The sequence below is a fragment of the Methanobrevibacter sp. genome, from assembly GCF_045220775.1.
In the GTDB taxonomy this organism is placed as follows: Archaea; Methanobacteriota; Methanobacteria; order Methanobacteriales; family Methanobacteriaceae; genus Methanocatella.
The window spans coordinates 1-17,471 of record NZ_JBGUWC010000155.1; the positions used below are offsets into that span (position 1 = coordinate 1).

The window sequence follows — 17,471 nt, forward strand, 5'->3', positions numbered from 1 at the left end:
CTTATCTTTTATAAACATGCTTAAATCATCAGAAGTTTTATTGATTCTCACATCACTAAAATCAATTGTAGATACATCATCGTCACAGTATAAAACAAACTTATAATATGCTGGTGCGCCGTCATCATTCCATATACGTAGGTTTTCCCCTGTTTCCTTACAGTACAATACGAATCTGTCATCTAGGACGCTGATGTGGAAGTGATACCATTCACCTACAGTTAGGTTTAGTTGGTCGAGGTTGAAATCAGTAGTGTAACCGTTGGCAACATTTTCACCACTACTAGTGCATTCTCTTATTCCGCAGAAATCGGTTGTAGCGGTTCCGTCTACGAGTTTGACTTTAAAGTCAATATCGTTGTAACCTGCGAGTACGAGGCTGGATAATGTTGCTGTTGCACCACTGGTATCGGTTGCATACATCCTGGTATTGGTGCTGTTGTGTTCTAGTGTTACGTTAGTGTTACCCTCCCAACTGGTGTAACTGTTTAATCGGCCATCGTCACGGAAGATGTAATCGTTACTGATTCTTGCTTGTATTGGTAGGATTTCAGCTTCTTCGGTGAAGTATTGGAAGTCACATTCACCGTTTTCATCGGTTGTACCATTGTATAATACTTCACGTGTAGCTCTGTTAACAAATTGCACCGGCACACCAAAGGTAGCGTTATTGTTACTGTCGGTTACTTTTGCAGTTACTTCAGCCACATCAGCTGTGGTAATCGCATTATTCTGTGTTGTTAAAGTAATCTTCTCCGCTGATGGTAAACCCACATTCAGTATACCATTATTATCGACGGTGACGTAATCTTCTAGTAATTGGTGGATTTGTTCACGTGTATAAAACCATTTGTTCATTAAGTTTTTCAGATTAACTGATACTGTTTTAATATCCATTTATAATAAACTCCCTAAAAATTATAATATAAAAAAAAATATAAAAAAAATAATAAAAAATAAAATTAATAATGATACAAAACATTCTGACGTATATTAATACCATCATCCTTACTACCTTTACCACTGATATTATGCACACCAATACTTCCATTAGTTAAAACAGCAAAAACAAAATCTCCTCTGTAAAAACTTTGATTAACTCTTGTACTAGGTTGATAATCAGCAGGGATGGCATTTTCAGTATGCAAATATATTGCACCAGCAGTACTCACACCAACAACCCAATAAGGGCTTGGATTAGCATCTTTATTCTTACTATTCTTACTTGAAGCCACTCCTTTTTTAACTCCAGTACGGTTATAAGTAACTCTCGCCAATCTTAACGCCTTATTCACATAAAGATTACAATAATCAGCAATACTATTATGGCCGGATAAAGTAATTTTCTCCCATTTAGTTAATTCAGTTTTAGTAGCAGCGACAAGATCATTTAATACTTTTCCTTGATATGCGGCCAATGATTCTCCATTACGGAATTCTGTACTAGTCACATTATTGATTACTTTATTATGACCATAAGTGCTGGTGGTTCCAATCCCATATGTTGCTTGGCTGCTCGCATGATTTGTCTGTGCATATTCAGAGTGACTGTGTATTCTTCTTGCAAAGTCATCTGGAGTATAACCATTTAATTTAGTGGCATTAATCTGTAATTCAGATTGTGTGTTACTGATTATACTGATTAATTCTGCTTTGTCAATATAAGTATCATCAATGTTTAAGATTTTATCCGCTAATTCCTGGAATTTGGATTCTGAAGTGATTAAAATATTATCAATATTCTCCCCTGTATCACTATAGATTTTAACCTCTGCGCCGAGGTTAACTCCATCTTTTTCATAGTAGATTCTTGTTTTATAATTAACCATTTAACTTACACCTTGTATTCTATATAATTTGGATAAATCTTACATTGTCTATTTAATGCGGAGTCAGGTCTCCTAGCAAAGTAACCAATACTAATACCAGTATCCTCTAAGTTTGGAGTGTAGATTATTGTTACTGTATCATTTAATTTGATTTTTGCTTTCTCATCTTCCTCGTTAATGATTGGGAAATGGATGCGGTTGTTAATATAATCTACTGTGAAATGTTCATCTTCAATTAATTCCATTTCATCATCCATATCCTTATTCACATAAACATGTCTTATCGGATCTACAGCAGCCACTCTTATAGTCACATATTTATTTTCAATTTCTTGGTCTGAGATTAAAAATTCTTCTTTGAAATAATCTAGGACTAATGGCATTTCTTCTGGTTGGAGGTTTGTTATGAATAATGGATTATATTCTATTTCCAATCCACCTACAGGCATGTTTAATAGATTGTGTTCTGTGAATGTTACTATATCTGTATCATAGTCTACTTTGTAGTCAAACCATTCACCGTAGGCTTGTTTTATTTCTCCACCTGTCGGATATGTTTGGCAGCTTATTATTGGATATGCTGGACTATTACCGCATTTAAATCCACCTAATTTAAAGTTACCCTCATCATCAGTATCTTCAAAACTTAAATATTCAATTGTATCATCACCATCATCAGCTTCGGCTTCATAAATGTATGGTTTAACATAAATATTATTTTCTTTAAGGACTTTGAGAATATTAGGATTATCTATGAGGTATTGACATAACTGATCACTTGTTAAATTTTTAATCTTTGATTCTTCAATTGCATCTAAGTAAGTGTAGTTGATTAAATCATCCACACTTATTAATTCAAAGTGTTCTTTGATTACTTTTTCCTGTATAATCTCTGACATGCAGGTTACTTCATCAGTATCACAAGTGAATGGAGTGTTTACTCTTCCCCATACATTAGCTCCGAGCATTGGGGTGGATTTTGGATAATATGTTTGTGTTCTTACATACATCTCTTTAGATACATCAGTTTCTAATGTGATTTCAAGGTAATCTATGCTTGGAGTATCTGTATTATTAGCTGTGGTTTGCCACATTTTCGCTCTTACGAAAATCATAGTTGGTTTACCACTAATAGCTGAACGGTTAGCTTTGCCAATTGTAACCCAATCTGATTCATTTTGAGTGTTACCTGTTAGACTGTATTGATATTCTAAGTGTCGGCCGGCTTCATGGTCTAATGTTGTAGTACCTGAATCTGTGGCGTTGATTTCAATACTGTTGATTGGATTGGTGAATATTGGTTTAAAATATAAGTATGAATAATTGTCTATTGTGTCCCCGTCAGCATTGGTAGTGGTTGAAGGACTATAACCATAAGTATAACTAGTAATATGGCATTGGAAAGCAAAATCTTGTGGGGTGTATTTACCCATTTTATATGCTAGTTTTGTGTCAGGGTCGTTTTTACCGTAACGGATGAAACTTCTTCCGTTGTTTTCACTTAACCATGCGTCACCATTGTTATATGTGTGGCTACAGTTACGTCCCCATCCTCCTATACGTGGTGCTTGACCCCAATGGCTTAATGGGCTGAAGACTACAATTGCATAATATTTGTCTTTTTCCACTTCTGGTGGGTTGTCGAATTCGAATGCATGGAATCCTGGTGTGCTGAATTTAGGGTCGAAACTTGTTTCTGCTAATGGATGGTAGATACTTGTTTGGCCTTTACTATTTTTAACAGCGGGTTTGTATATTTTTTCGGTTTTACGGATATGTGTACCATTATTGGCTTTTTTCCATTTTCCTTTGTTTTTTCCACTTGTTATTTTTTTGTATCTTTGTTTTGTGGTTCCTGATGGTGCGGTGATGTATACGTAATCTGATGTTTTTGTTTTTTTATTCCATTTGGTTACGGTTACTTCTACTTCTTCTGTTGACCATATCTGCACGTATATTGGGCTTCCCCAGCTGCTGTAGTTTGAATCTGTTGCAATTACTAGTGAAACTGCATCGAGGTTTCCTGTTTTGTTGCATTTGAATACTTGTGCTCTTACTATGGATGGGATTTTGTGGTCTTTCCAGTTTCTCATCCATTCAGGGTATAATGTGTATGTTTTGCTTTTATTATATCCGACATACCAGTATGTGTTGATTTGTCCGTTTTCTGCTAGGTTACGGGTTGATGTGATGTCGGTTGTGCAGCCTGTTTGGACGTATGGTAGGCAAGCGTATCTTACTGTGTCTCCTACATTATTGGTGGTTGATTTTATTACACAGTCACTTACATCAGAATCAATTACGGATTCGTCGAAGAAGTCTATGGGTACTTCGGTTTTGTCTTTATCACTGAATGTGACTGTTTTGTTACTGTTTAATTGGAATCCGTAGCTTTTGTTTTCATCGATTGCTTCGGTTATGTCGAATCTTTTTCGTACTGCTGGTGGTGAGAGGTAGTCTAGTGTTTCGCAGAATTGTTTTAAGTATTCTTCGTTTTGACATATCTGTTCCATTAATTGTACGGTAGCGTATCTTTGTTCGCTGAAGCTACTGATTAATTGTAAGTTTTTATATTTTGGATTGCATTTTTCAGCCATAAGTTATTTCACCTGCACTACGATTTCTTCATTGTCAATATCTATTATTTTGTCAGCGTCTTTGGTTGGTTTGATGTATATATTCTGGGAGGTGGAGTCGTAGAAGAATCCTCCTTTTACGTCTCTGAGGTCTTGTAAATTGTATAGTCTACGGTATCCGCTACCAGTGTTGTTTTCGAATACGCTGATGACTTCGTTTTTTTCTGGTGCGTAGAAGATGTTGTTTCCTTCTGTGGATGGTGTCCATCCTCTTTTGATTGCACCTGTTGATAATTGGAATATGTATTCGATTCGTACGTCGCCGATTGCACCTGATAGGTGGTCTTGTGTTATTTTTTCGTATCTGTCGTGGCTTATGAGTATTTGTCCGTTGGATACTCCTATTTCGGTGGTTCCTAGGATTTCGGTTGCTTTGAATGTTGCGGTTAGGATTAATCTTTTGGATTCGAGGTCTGCTTCGCATACGCATTTTCTTTTACTGGTTTCGTTTCCTAGGTTTAAATCTGTTTTTTGTGGTAGGTTGTTGCCGTTTCCTATGAGTATGAATTGTATGGGATTGAATGATTCGTTTATCCATCTGTTTAGGAAGAATGATTCACCGAATTCTGTGATTAGGTTAGTGTGATTTATTCTTTTTTCACCTTCAGAGGTGGGGATGATTATAGTATATGATCCTATTATTGCGAAGTTCATACGAATTTCACTCCTTTACCGTTTATTTTCATTGATGTGAATACGTTTATGTTGTTGTCTGCGGGGATGGTTTTTGTGTCGAAGTTTAAGTGTACTCGTCTTGTTAATGGCATTAGTTTGTTTAATCTTCTCTCAAGGTTGTATCCGTTTTCCAGTCTTATATTGGATGGTATTTGTTTCACATCAAAGTATAAGTCGTAATTGTTGGGAGTGTAATCGGGTTCGTTTCGGAAGTATTTTTTGGGTATGTCTTCTTCAGGCATTATTTTTATCCTCCCGGTTCCTCATTGGGTTCTTGTTCAGGTTCCTCGGTGTTTGATTCAACAACTTCCTCTTCTGTGGAGGATAAGTTTATTCCATATTGTATTTCCATTATTAAATCATCATCAATGCTTATATTGGATATGGTTTTGCTTATTAGGTCATCGACATCGTCTTTTTTGTAATAGTTTTGTAGTTCGAGTGTTCCTTCTTCTCCGATGAATGCGTCGAGTTTATTATCTATTTGGTCTTGGGTGTAATAACGGGTGTCATGGTTATGGTTAGCTGCTGCTTTACCTGCGAGTGCAGTGTAGATTGCTTTTCCTTGTACGGGGTTGGTTCCGCTTGCTGTGATTGTGGTGTCTACTGTGGTTTTATTAGCTCCGGTTGCGATTCCATTCAATTTAGCTTGGTCCTCTTTGGAGATGAATCCATCACTTGTATTGGCCACTGCATTATTATGTCTATGGTTTGTATTGGATTTGGTGGCAAGTCTTGTTTCAACTTCAGAGGCTGTGTAGTAATCTGCTATGTTGAATTCTAGACTGTCAATTTGTTCCCATTTGTTATTGTAACGTATGTATACATCGTATAGGTTCTGGTTTATTTCTGGATTTTCATTGTTGGGTACGATGTATAATCTATTATTTTTTATGTTACTGGTTGGTAGGGTTGAAACATATTCTACTAATGTTAAGTTACTTATTGCGGTTGTGATTTCACGTGTTATCTCTGTCCTTGTCCATGTTTCTGATTTAAAATAGCATCTGTCATGGACGAAACTATCCAAGTCTAATGATTTTTGAGTACCCATAAAAATTATTCTCCCAAGAATTTAAATTATAAAAAAAAATTAAAATTATTAAAAAAAAAGTTTTATTATATTTTTGAACGATTCATTATACACTCTTACCAAACCAAATCAAGACGATTATTAGAACCAGTATATACAAAACCATTACTAGTAACAATCCTTCCTAAAGAGATGGTTACATTTGAGGTGGTGTTCTTAACTGCTTGAATATAAACATAACTGGTTGCTGAAGAATTGCTATCAGTAGGTTTATATGTTACATTGTTACCTGAGACACTGTTTATTTTGAAACTTGCTGTGGCTCCATCACTTGTTCGGAGTTTTATGATTTGACCTACTTGAGGTTTTAGGATGGTTAAATTGATTTTTAAAGTTCCTAATAACCAGCTTGCTTGTCTTGGTGTGAATGCTCCTTGTGTTGCTGAAATATGTTGATAATCAAATTCATCTAATCCATGTTCTTTAGTATCATAGATGATTTCTTCATCATATTCAGCATAATCAAGTAATCCGTCCTCTTTTAAATCATTCAAATTATTGTTAATGTAATATGTGGAATTCAGCATATCCTCACGGTCACTGAAGTATAATTGGTTTTTATCAAAACTATTACTGGAGGATGTGACTTCATGGGTTGTATGCTCATTATAATACAGGTTATCGGTTAGTTGGAGGTTGTTAATGATTCCCTCATAGCTTAAGTTATCAGTTAAATCTGTGGATTTGTTGATTTCTGTCCATGTTAATAAACCCGTGTTAGTGTTTAATTGGAGGTTTTTAATGAATACTTCCTGTAATGAATCAGATACTGGTATGGCGTAATCCATATTATATAATAATCCTGTTTCGGTTTCATCAATACGGTTACTGTTAGTGTAATCCATGTCTTCGACGAGTACACTGTAAGGACTGGTATTTTTGAATTCAATATCCTGTATGCTTAAGATTTGGTCAGGGGCAATATTAAAGAATTGACTAGTATTTAGTTTGGTATATGATCCGTCACTGTTTAATCTGTCACTTGGGTTAGTGTTGATTATTTTTGGTGTGATGTTACCGTCTTTACATCCGATTAATGTGCAGGTGGTTGGTACTCTTTCAGGAGTGTTTACGATGGTTTCACCTACTACTGCGATTAGATTATATACTCCAGTTACACTGTCTAATGCTTTTCTTAATGTTTTAAATGGTGCGGTACGGCTTCCATTATTATTATCATTACCAGTGGCTCTGACATAGAAGTCTGCATCACTGCATCCACGTACAGTTACAGTTATCTCGGCACGGCCGATTTCACGGTCTTCATATTTACCAACAAATAAGAATATATTGTCATTATATTCATCTAAATAGTCTGCTGGACATATCCATTGTTTTTCAGTATAGTTATGTACTTCGGATATTAATTCATTATTCAGATAGGCATCTACAGTGTAATCTGCACTGATATCTTCGGCTAGACTGTTTAAGAATCGGAATGTGAATGTTACTGGTTTCTTTTTAACTGGTCTTACAGTATTTGCTTCTGCAAAGAAGTATTCTCCTAATCTGTTAGCGTCTTTGAAGAATTGGTCTTTATGTTCCCATGCTTCAGGTGTCCATCCGTCAACAACTAATGTATCATAGGTTTTATCTGGGTTGCATGGGTCTGTGCGGGTTTCAGTATGGTATTGGTGTTTTTTGATGTCGAATATTTTGATTAGTTGATGTTCACGGTTCACCATACTTACATCGGTTAGGCCGTAGAGTTTCCATATTTCCAGTATTGGTGCTGGTGTGTCCCATATGCGGAGGTTGTATTCCAACATCCTTTTCATATAATGGTAATCATCTTCGGTTCTGCGGTTGTTGAATGGTGGTTCACTGCGATAATATTCGTCTAATGTTTCGATTTCAATGTATTCTTTTCTTGGGATATTGTTTAAGTATCCAATATAATCGAGGCTTATGTCATGGTCATAATCATCATATTCTAAAGGAGTTATTATCGGATTGTCAGTGTCTTTGTTTTTAAGGTAAACATTCCAGTAATCTTTTTCTTTTGTGAATAGGGTGTCATGTTCAGGGAATCCTTTACGGTAAATGTATTCATCGTAGGTTTCGACTTGTATGAGGAATGTGTCTCCAGGGATATATTCTGCTTCATCTGAGGGTAAGTATTTGGTTACTGTTTCATTATTATATGTTTCAGCAACTATTTTGAATGAGTCATCGGTTAGGACTTCTTCTAATGCTTCGCCGTCATCATCGTATTCTACTTCAGGGGGAGTGAATGTGTTGTTGTAGGTGTATTCGAATAATGTTTCATCATTTGTATTGTTGAATGATTGTGTGTATAATGATTCTTCGTTTTTGTAGATTGTGATTTTTTTAAGGTTGTTGAATTTGGCTTTGATGTTTACATCATAATTGAGGGTGTCGTCGTCTGTGGTTTTGTTTATACGCCAGAGGATTAGTTTATTATATAAGTTTTGTTCTTCTTGTGTTAATTCTATAGTATCCTCTTCATCAGCATCTGGACTGTGGCCTTGGATGTCATTTCTTGTATCGTAAGTGTAAGAATAATCAAAGGCATCATTATTGTCCTCGTTTATGTAATCTTCTATGTAGATGACTTCATCATTTTTATATATTTTCACTTGTTTAATATTAGGATAAGTGGAGATGAAACGCATAGTATACTCATAAGGTACAGTCTGCTCCTTCCAAACCAACACTTTTTTATTCAAATGAAAACTTTCATAAACATCCACAAGGGACTGGTACACTTTACGGAAATTTTCATTCTGTACCTGCACCACACGATAAAAATTACTACCTACATTTTTATCAAGAAAATAAGGATATTTATTTAATAATTTCTTCAAACTATTCTTAACCATAACAAATCACTTAAAATTAAATATAAAAAAATAAAAACTGCATTTTTTTTATTCCATCACAATAACCATATTATCAATCTTAACCTGCTGCTCATCAGTAATACTCACAGGAGCATTAGCATCCACATTAGGATCATTACTAGTAAAAGTAATATTTTTTAACTCCGGCACCTGCTCATGAATAAAAACACCTAACTGATAAGGGATAAAATCCTCACCAATACCTAAACCAAGGAAATTCAAAGTATCCCCTTCAATATAATTAGTAACAGCATCCTCAATCCTTGACTTAATAGCTTCCTTTTCCACTTCACTATAAGGATTAATCAAATCAATATCAACATTACACTTAGCATAAACATCAATACCCACCGGTTCAGGTGCAAATAATGTAATATCCTCAGGCATCTGACAAACATCACGCCTTAACTCATTATAAACCCTATTCAACTGATAACTGTCACCAGGGTCTAACACAATCTTCAATGTACCTGACCCATCCCAATTAGGAATTAACTTATAACTATTCAAACCATCCAAATTAGCGAAATACTTCTTATAAGCTTCCTCACTTCCACGAATAGTTTCCTTCCTCCAGTCAAGGATTAAATCCCTGTAAGCGTCATCATCATAATAATAATCTCCACCACTACTGTTTTCAAGGTTAGTGCAGGTAACAGTACCTAAACCAAAGGTACTGGTCTCAGTATCAAATAAATCAGATTCAATACTGGTTAAAGTATTTTTTAATACTCTACTGGTGGTTCCCACATTAACTGCCTGTGCATGAATTGTTATATTCTCCGCTTCAGCAGGAATAGTAACAGATTCAATAGTTTTATAAACTACTCCTTGACCATTACTAACAGCAATACCCTCAGGCAATTCTACACTAGTACTGCTAGGAGAGGTGAAACTAAAAGTAATATCACATTCAGCATAACTATCTAATGGTCGAGTACAACCATATTTAGCTCCAATATCATCCAAATCCTCACCGGTTGCATGAGCCACCTTATCTGATAAGTAAACATCAGTTATATCATAATATACATCTTCAAAACTGTCACTTAAAACACTGAGGTTCATGACATAGAAGTTACTGATGTCTTGTTTGCTTTTAACATAAGTTAAGAATTTTTCATCATGACTTATTAAACCGGAATCGTAACTGTTTTCTAAGCTGAATAGGAATAATTCATCATAATATTTCTGTGTATAATTCATATCTGGAAACTCTCCTCTATTATTTCACCATCTTCTTCATCATCCATTATACCGGTAATACTAAAGTTAATCCTGTAACTGTAATCCTGATTATCTGGACTGTCTGTTATCTTAACATAGTTTACTCGTTGTACTCTTCGCATATTCTCCAATACTTCTGTTATGAATATCTCCATTTGGTAGATTATGTTTCGGCTTTTGTTTTTTTTGATTAGCTCATGTACTCTACAACCGAAATCTTCATATAACTCCACATAATTTAATTCATCGAGTCTTGTCATTATGGCTATGATGCAAGCATTAGCCAGGCTATGAACACCAGTGACATTAACCCAATCATCGTTTTCAAAATCAAGGTCCCATTCTCCATATTCGTTGCTTACAAGTTTCACATCTTCATGTAATGTTTTGTAAAACTGATAATCCGTACTGTTCACATCTAAAGGCAAAGGCATATACTTACCATTCCTCCCATTAAAAAAAAAGATAAAATAAAAAAAAGAATATTTAATAAAAAAAAACTAAAAAATTTAAATTTGAAAATTTTTTTTTATGATGAATCATCACTACTACCTGAATCAGAACTATCATCACTACTAGTCGATAATTCTTCAGCACCCCAACCTGGAGGATAATCCACTAATGCCAAGTTACATGTCCAGTCACCAGCATCATCAGATTCAGAAACCCGTGTAAGATACATGAAACCATTCTCATTAAAAGACGGAGCAATAACTTTAACCCATTCACCGCTACGCCATTGACTACCCCCTAGGACTTTGCATTCAAAAGTATGACCATTGTCACGTTTGATTTTATTCCATTCAGTATTAGCAAAAGCCAAAGCTTCCTCATAAGTTTTAATAGGTTCCTCAACAACAGTAGTCTTAGTAGTAGTGGTATCTGTATCAGTATCAATGTCAGTATCCTCATCAGTATCAGTATCAGTATCAGTATCCGTATCTGTGTCGGTGTCACTATCTGAAGATGATGATTGTGTGGTTTCGGTTTTAACTTTTTTGCGGACAGCTTCTACTTCACTTTTAACTTCACCGAAACGTTTAATTAACTCTTCATCTTTAATGGTTATTGTTCCACCAGTCCATTTAACAATAAGATAATTAACAGTATTCGGGTTAACATCAGTGATTTGTATACTGTCACTTAAAATATTAACTCCCTCTTGGAGTAATAGATGATAATCAGATTTAGGTTCCTTAATCTTATTAATGTATACTTTACCATCCCTGATGTAACATTCAACTTCACCATCCCAATGTTTTAATAATTTCTGAATGGATTCTTTTACGGTTCCACCACTACTGGATTTCTTATCATCACTGGAATCACTTGTGCTTCCACCCATGGCGGCAATAATATTCTTACCCATTTCTTCAGGACTTCCACCATAAACAGCTTGGCATTTGGATTTAGTAATCTTATTAATTTGAGGATAAGTTTTACCATTGAAAGGATTACATGATTTACTTATACAATCTCCATGATGGTCTTTGTGAATTCCTTTAGTGTTGAAATCATTCATTGAAGAAATACCATTACCTATATCTCCACGTATGCCGAAGTATGCATATTTAAAACTAGTGTTACCATCATATAAGTCGCATAATGCGGTTAATCCTGCTGCAATAAGAAATATTCCTATTTTCCCTTTGGCCTTACCAGAGTAAGAGTAACTTGCAAAAGCATTTGGACCTATGTCTAACTTTTCAACACTATGTCCTTGTTTTTCAAGGGCTTTTGCAACAGTACTCTGCCATTTGGAGTCATTACCATTATTCCTATCACAACCAATAACTATAGTTGACACTCCCTATGAACCCCCATCATTATTGACTTCTAATAATTCCTCTAATCTAGCAATACGTTCTTCATAAGCACTTAATAATTTGTCCACTTCACTTTTAGTATAGGTTTCTTCAGATGAAGCATAATCAACAGTATCCATAGTTTCATCACGTTCACCTACCTTAACTGTAGGTGTACTGTTAACTCTTAAATCCAATCCATCGAAACCGAATTTAATCCAATACTGATTAGTAGCTTCACGTGTACATAATTTAATATTACCGGGTTTAGCCGGATTTAAACCAATAAACTCCTCATTTTGATAATAACCTAATAATAAATGCTCATCACTATCAGCATCATGCAAATTAACCACAACACAATGTAATTTTGCCCGTGGAATATAACAGGGTTCTTTTAATTTATCACAGAATTCTTTACGGTCCGCTACAGGAGTATATAAATCTAATAATTCACCACCATACTTATGTAATATCTTACATAATACTGTTTTTTTAGTGGAGTCTAATTTAACCTCTGCTTTATCTAGGTATGGATAGTATTTTGTAACTGTACCTGTTCGTAAGGATGTCTTGTCTTGTACTTTGGTTATGGAACGTTGTATGCCATCGAGATTTACTAATGTGTTTACTGCTGAACCGAAATTTGATTTTAATCGTCCTTCGGTTGCAGTAATATTCTTTGAATCACCCATATCCAATCCCCCATCTTCTCATCACATTTTTTTAGCAGTCCGGGTTTTTACCATTTTTACGAGTATATGATCCACCATCACTTACAGTGGTACGGCCACTACTAGCCCATACAGTATTAAATGCAGAACCATCACCAGTCTGGTCTGATGCATATTTTTTCCCACCAATCTCAATAATTGTCCAGAAATGTCCTCCATTAGTGGTACGGTGTACAACATAAGCATTTAATCCGGCACTACTCATCATAGCTCTTGTTAATCTAGCAGTATCAGCACAATTCAAAGCACTTTTATGCTTTAAACATTCAGCAGCAGAAGAATACTTAGAACATTCATAGTAACTATATCTTACATTGGATTTTAACCATTCATGGATAAGTTTACATTTCTTTAACTCATTGGTTTCACTGCCTACAATCTGTTTAACAAGACTGTCAATATCTGCTCCTTCACCACCCGCAAGGTCACTGCTATCACTGCTGCTGTCACTTGAGATATTTGTGAAATCAGTTACATCATCATCTAATCCTTTAACATTAATAACTGGTGTTAAACCAGCTGTTTTAATAATCTCCGCTAGGATTTTTGACCTTTTCATTTGAGTGAATTGGAATTTAAATTTCTGGTCAAGTAAAGTAGTCATACCAGGCACTTTAATACTAACACTATCTTCACTGAAAGTTTGTTCAGTGATAAAACCGGTTAAAACAGGGTCTAAATCACTCCATTTTAATGTAGTGCCTGGTGCTTCCCATTGTTTACGCAAACATACACGTACACCTTTATAGAATCTCTTCTTATCCACACTAGGTAACTTTAAGGTAGCACTATCACTCATATCACTATAATCATACTCATGTTCAGTACTGAAAATCTCTCCATAATAATAAGTATCCAATATTTTCCCTTGATGTAATGTGTAACCTGTTTTAGTAGTCTCCTCACCATCATCAGAGGAGGAGTTATTGGTTACCACACCCGTGGATTCATAGGGTTTGAAGTTTTTCTCATCAGTCCTGTAAACTTCTAAACCTGTACGGCTGATACTGTACTGTTTTGGTCCAGTATAAATAGTAACCATAGCTTATTTCACCTTGGTAATATTGTTTCCTTTCTTCTTACTGTTCTTATTTTTCCCTTTGGAGGTTGATTTCTTACTATTTTTCTTAGTATTCTTAGTATTCTTAGTATTTTTAGTGTTTTTATTGGATTTAGTCACAGTAGTGGTAATCTTATCTGTAGGAACCTTAACAGTATCATTAGGTATTAAACTGGTCTCAGAGGGGATTTCAATCAATTGAATCTCCAATGTTAAATAAGCAGGGGATTCATGTTTCTTTTTAATAATACATTCCGCATCGAACTTCCCACCCATCTCTTTACTAATCACTTCCACAGGTTTACTTTGCCATAACCTGAAAGTGGAATCATAAATATCAGGGTATGCTGGATCTATGGGAACATAACAGTTAAGACTAAAATCACGATGAATATAATTGGTTCGTATAACACGTTGAGTACCTCCAATAACTGCTTTACGAGAGGTTTCACGACGGTTATAACTTTCATTCGGATTCAAATCTTCCCCAATTAAATCCAAACCATCAATACTTAAATTGAAATATTTTGAATCAATCTTATCACTATACCAACTCATAATAATAAACCCTAAAAAAAGAATTCAAATAAATAAAATGTGAAATAAAAAAAAATTAGACATCAATCTTTTTGATGTCATTTAAACCTTCTAATGCATTAATCATAATTTGACGTGACTCAGTAGTGGTTAAATTCCTTGCATCTAACTGAATAGCACCCTCACCAATATGAATGGCAATCGGTCTTTGACCTTGACCCATAGTACTGGACTGATTCATACGACGAATACTATCCAACCTACTAGCATCCAATTCAGGACTATTGAATGCCAACATATTACTAAAGTTCGGATTAGAAGCATTAACCGCATTACTTGTAACTTTACTTATACTACTAATCAGTCCTTTTCCACGATTTTCAATCAACATACTGGAAAAGCTCATTTCATCACCCCACATACGGGCGATTTTACCAGGTGATTGTTGGTCAAGTTTATTTTTAGCTTCCTGTACTGCTTGCTCAGCCATACTTCCAACTGCTTGAACAAAACTAGCAGTACCATTCTGTATAGCCTGAGTTGCATAAGTCACTTCATTACTTGCCACTTGAGAAATCTTAAATGATGTTTGGAAAGCAGACTTACCACCAGATCCTATACGATTACCACCAGACCTGGCAGGTCCAACACCTGCACTCATACCCGCAGTAACATTAGATACAACAACTCCACGCAAACCATTCATTCCTGCACGAACACCAGCTTTTAAACTGGAACCGATACCTACACCTGCACTGCGGAATCCTCCACGCATACTATTAAGTGTGGCCCGTAATTGTACAACAGCAGAACGTACACTAGCTAATATTTGACCAATACCTCCGCCAGCGTTAAGGCCTTGTAAACGATTTAATTGACTTGCAGCAGTCCTTACAGCACCAACTGCTTGACCTATTTTTAAACCAACATCAGGACCAATAAATGGTATAGCTGTTATACCTTGAACTGCTGAACCTACAGCTCTTATATTAACTCCTACACGTTGAACTTTAGTATATAATCCATCAGGAATAGTTTGAACAGTACCATTTAATGAAACTAATTCACGACTAGCACCACTTAACACCGCTTTAGCAGCTGCAATTTTAGCAGGAATCATCACTAAACCAATAACATCAGGGAAAGGCATATTCTGCATACCCCTTAATGTTGTACCTACATTCTTAGCACTAGTACCGATACGTTGAACCTTAGTATATATTCCATCAGGGATTTCCGGTAAACTAGATAAACCTTTTAAAGTATTCCCTACCTTGATTAAATCAGATTTAGCATTATTAATAGCAGTAGGAATATCAACACCACCAAACAATGCACCTACACCAGCATCCCAATTATAATCATCACGGATACCACGTAAAGATTTCATTGCTTCAGCAGTACTCTTCAATGTATCAGCGATTTTCTGCATTTTACTGGATACATCTTCAGGTATATCTGGTAAACCAGTGTAACTTTTTAATGCATTACCTGCTTTGATAATATCAGTTTTAACATTATTTAATGCAGTTTGAATATCAGCTCCACCAAAAATACCTTGCATGAAACTATCCCAATTATAATCATCACGTATACTACGTAATCCATCCATAGCTTTACTGACACTTTCAATAGATGAGGATATTTTCTCTAATTTACTAACAGCAGCCTCATCAATATCCGGTAAGTCTTTGATTTTAGCAATTTCTTGAGCCGCATTAGTTATTTCAGTTCTTGCAGTACGGATAGCTGTGTTAACATTACCTAATAATCCACCAAGAGTTAAAATATTACCGGCAGCCATATTCAATACAACACCAGTTAAACTAGACATTGCATTGGATACTGCACCAAGAGCTTTACTGATACTTTGCAAGTTAGTGGCTACACTTTCATCCACTTTAACTGTTTTGAAAACTTCCAATTCTTTAGCAGCCTGAACAAGCATTTGACCAGCTATTTTAACAGGATTGATTAAACCAGTTACACCATTAACTAATACGGTGGCTGCGGTCATAACTGAAGCGAATGTCATTTCAGCCATGGCAATACCTACTTCAAGTAAAGCTTGACCTACTTGTTTAATTCCTTCAATAGCTTTTCCTAAGTCAATGTCATCAAAGCCTAAAGCATCAATTAAAATCTGAATACCTTTAATGAATAGTAATGCTTCTGCAACAAGTCCGGCGATGATTGGTATCATTACTGCGATTACTGCTGCAATAGCGATTAATGGTACAATCATACTTGTGAATGCTGCACTAATACCGGATAATGCCCCACCAGTTGCGGTTACTCCACCGGCTGCGGCTGTTGCTTCTGGTGCGAGTCCACCTACAGCACTTGCATCTTTAACAACTGTACTGGTTGTATTGGCTATTTGTTTGGTATTGCCTATTCCTGGTAATCCTCCCATACTATTTGCGGCGTTTGCTGCTTTTTGTGCGGCGGCGAAATCTTTCATCGCTTGGATTGCTTGTTTGATTCCACCTCCACCTGATAAAGTACGGAATCCTGTTAGTAATGTTTTTAAACCTGTGGTTAATGTCCCTGTACTTACACCTGCCATGTTCATGTAGGCTCTCATTTTAAGTAATGGTCCTGCAATGATTGCTGCACCACCGACTAGGCCTCCGAATGCGAGAACTGCGGATTTAACTGGTTGTGGTAAGCTTACAAATGCACTGACTACTTGTTGCACTACAGGTATTAATGGTTCGATTGTATTGATTATTTCTCTACCGAAATCAGTACGTAGGCTGTTTATGGCATTGTTCATTCTTTGAACACGTGCCTCATAGGTGTTTGCATATTTATCTGCTGCACCTGATGTTTTTTCCATGATTGCAGCTAATAGTTTTTCACGATCTACATTACCTGCTTCGTCTTTGAAATCTGCAATGTCTAATCCTAATTTTTTAACTGCACGACCTGCTCCCATGAATGCCATTTGTATGTTTTTACTTGCATCGGCTTGGCTCATTCCGAATTGTGCGGCATAGTTGGATACC

14 protein-coding genes are annotated in these 17,471 nt (G+C 35.8%); all 14 read right to left on the minus strand.

Annotated elements, in window-relative coordinates:
- On the minus strand, positions 1-897 hold an 897-nt coding region (locus ACJROP_RS09985; protein WP_406535321.1), incomplete at its 3' end, for an Ig-like domain-containing protein.
- Between the two features lie 65 nt (positions 898-962).
- Positions 963-1,829, minus strand: a complete 867-nt coding sequence (locus tag ACJROP_RS09990) for a hypothetical protein (RefSeq protein ID WP_406535322.1) — start codon at positions 1,827-1,829, stop codon at positions 963-965.
- A 5-nt stretch (positions 1,830-1,834) separates the two neighbouring features.
- Positions 1,835-4,426 carry a hypothetical protein gene (locus ACJROP_RS09995; RefSeq protein WP_406535323.1) on the minus strand — a complete coding sequence of 864 codons (2,592 nt, stop codon included), beginning with the start codon at positions 4,424-4,426 and terminating at the stop codon, positions 1,835-1,837.
- A gap of 3 nt (positions 4,427-4,429) precedes the next feature.
- Entirely contained in the window at positions 4,430-5,119 is a 690-nt protein-coding gene (locus ACJROP_RS10000; protein WP_406535324.1) for a hypothetical protein, read from the minus strand.
- Entirely contained in the window at positions 5,116-5,382 is a 267-nt protein-coding gene (locus ACJROP_RS10005) for a hypothetical protein (protein WP_406535325.1), read from the minus strand. Before ACJROP_RS10005 ends, ACJROP_RS10000 begins: the two co-directional genes overlap by 4 nt.
- 5 nt (positions 5,383-5,387) lie before the next feature.
- Positions 5,388-6,194 (minus strand): hypothetical protein, encoded by an 807-nt coding sequence (locus tag ACJROP_RS10010; RefSeq protein ID WP_406535326.1) that lies wholly within the window; start codon positions 6,192-6,194, stop codon positions 5,388-5,390.
- A gap of 95 nt (positions 6,195-6,289) precedes the next feature.
- Positions 6,290-9,076 (minus strand): hypothetical protein, encoded by a 2,787-nt coding sequence (locus tag ACJROP_RS10015; RefSeq protein WP_406535327.1) that lies wholly within the window; start codon positions 9,074-9,076, stop codon positions 6,290-6,292.
- Positions 9,077-9,124: 48 nt separating this feature from the next.
- Positions 9,125-10,303, minus strand: coding sequence for a baseplate J/gp47 family protein (locus tag ACJROP_RS10020; protein ID WP_406535328.1), 1,179 nt, complete (start codon positions 10,301-10,303; stop codon positions 9,125-9,127).
- Positions 10,300-10,758, minus strand: coding sequence for a hypothetical protein (locus tag ACJROP_RS10025; RefSeq protein WP_406535329.1), 459 nt, complete (start codon positions 10,756-10,758; stop codon positions 10,300-10,302). The genes ACJROP_RS10020 and ACJROP_RS10025 overlap by 4 nt, the downstream gene beginning before the upstream one ends.
- 95 nt (positions 10,759-10,853) lie before the next feature.
- Positions 10,854-12,131 (minus strand): hypothetical protein, encoded by a 1,278-nt coding sequence (locus tag ACJROP_RS10030; protein WP_406535330.1) that lies wholly within the window; start codon positions 12,129-12,131, stop codon positions 10,854-10,856.
- A 3-nt stretch (positions 12,132-12,134) separates the two neighbouring features.
- Positions 12,135-12,824 carry a hypothetical protein gene (locus tag ACJROP_RS10035; RefSeq protein ID WP_406535331.1) on the minus strand — a complete coding sequence of 230 codons (690 nt, stop codon included), beginning with the start codon at positions 12,822-12,824 and terminating at the stop codon, positions 12,135-12,137.
- Positions 12,825-12,855: 31 nt separating this feature from the next.
- Positions 12,856-13,905, minus strand: coding sequence for a transglutaminase-like domain-containing protein (locus ACJROP_RS10040; RefSeq protein WP_406535332.1), 1,050 nt, complete (start codon positions 13,903-13,905; stop codon positions 12,856-12,858).
- A gap of 3 nt (positions 13,906-13,908) precedes the next feature.
- Positions 13,909-14,481, minus strand: coding sequence for a hypothetical protein (locus ACJROP_RS10045; RefSeq protein ID WP_406535333.1), 573 nt, complete (start codon positions 14,479-14,481; stop codon positions 13,909-13,911).
- A 55-nt stretch (positions 14,482-14,536) separates the two neighbouring features.
- On the minus strand, positions 14,537-17,471 hold a 2,935-nt coding region (locus tag ACJROP_RS10050), incomplete at its 5' end, for a hypothetical protein (RefSeq protein ID WP_406535334.1).

What these genes read in the sequence shown, in the direction of transcription:
- ACJROP_RS09990 (WP_406535322.1), bottom strand. Translation starts at nt 1,829, where the DNA reads ATGGTTAATTATAAAACAAGAATCTACTATGAAAAAGATGGAGTTAAC.
- ACJROP_RS09995 (WP_406535323.1), bottom strand. Translation starts at nt 4,426, where the DNA reads ATGGCTGAAAAATGCAATCCAAAATATAAAAACTTACAATTAATCAGT.
- ACJROP_RS10000 (WP_406535324.1), bottom strand. Translation starts at nt 5,119, where the DNA reads ATGAACTTCGCAATAATAGGATCATATACTATAATCATCCCCACCTCT.
- ACJROP_RS10005 (WP_406535325.1), bottom strand. Translation starts at nt 5,382, where the DNA reads ATGCCTGAAGAAGACATACCCAAAAAATACTTCCGAAACGAACCCGAT.
- ACJROP_RS10010 (WP_406535326.1), bottom strand. Translation starts at nt 6,194, where the DNA reads ATGGGTACTCAAAAATCATTAGACTTGGATAGTTTCGTCCATGACAGA.
- ACJROP_RS10015 (WP_406535327.1), bottom strand. Translation starts at nt 9,076, where the DNA reads ATGGTTAAGAATAGTTTGAAGAAATTATTAAATAAATATCCTTATTTT.
- ACJROP_RS10020 (WP_406535328.1), bottom strand. Translation starts at nt 10,303, where the DNA reads ATGAATTATACACAGAAATATTATGATGAATTATTCCTATTCAGCTTA.
- ACJROP_RS10025 (WP_406535329.1), bottom strand. Translation starts at nt 10,758, where the DNA reads ATGCCTTTGCCTTTAGATGTGAACAGTACGGATTATCAGTTTTACAAA.
- ACJROP_RS10035 (WP_406535331.1), bottom strand. Translation starts at nt 12,824, where the DNA reads ATGGGTGATTCAAAGAATATTACTGCAACCGAAGGACGATTAAAATCA.
- ACJROP_RS10040 (WP_406535332.1), bottom strand. Translation starts at nt 13,905, where the DNA reads ATGGTTACTATTTATACTGGACCAAAACAGTACAGTATCAGCCGTACA.
- ACJROP_RS10045 (WP_406535333.1), bottom strand. Translation starts at nt 14,481, where the DNA reads ATGAGTTGGTATAGTGATAAGATTGATTCAAAATATTTCAATTTAAGT.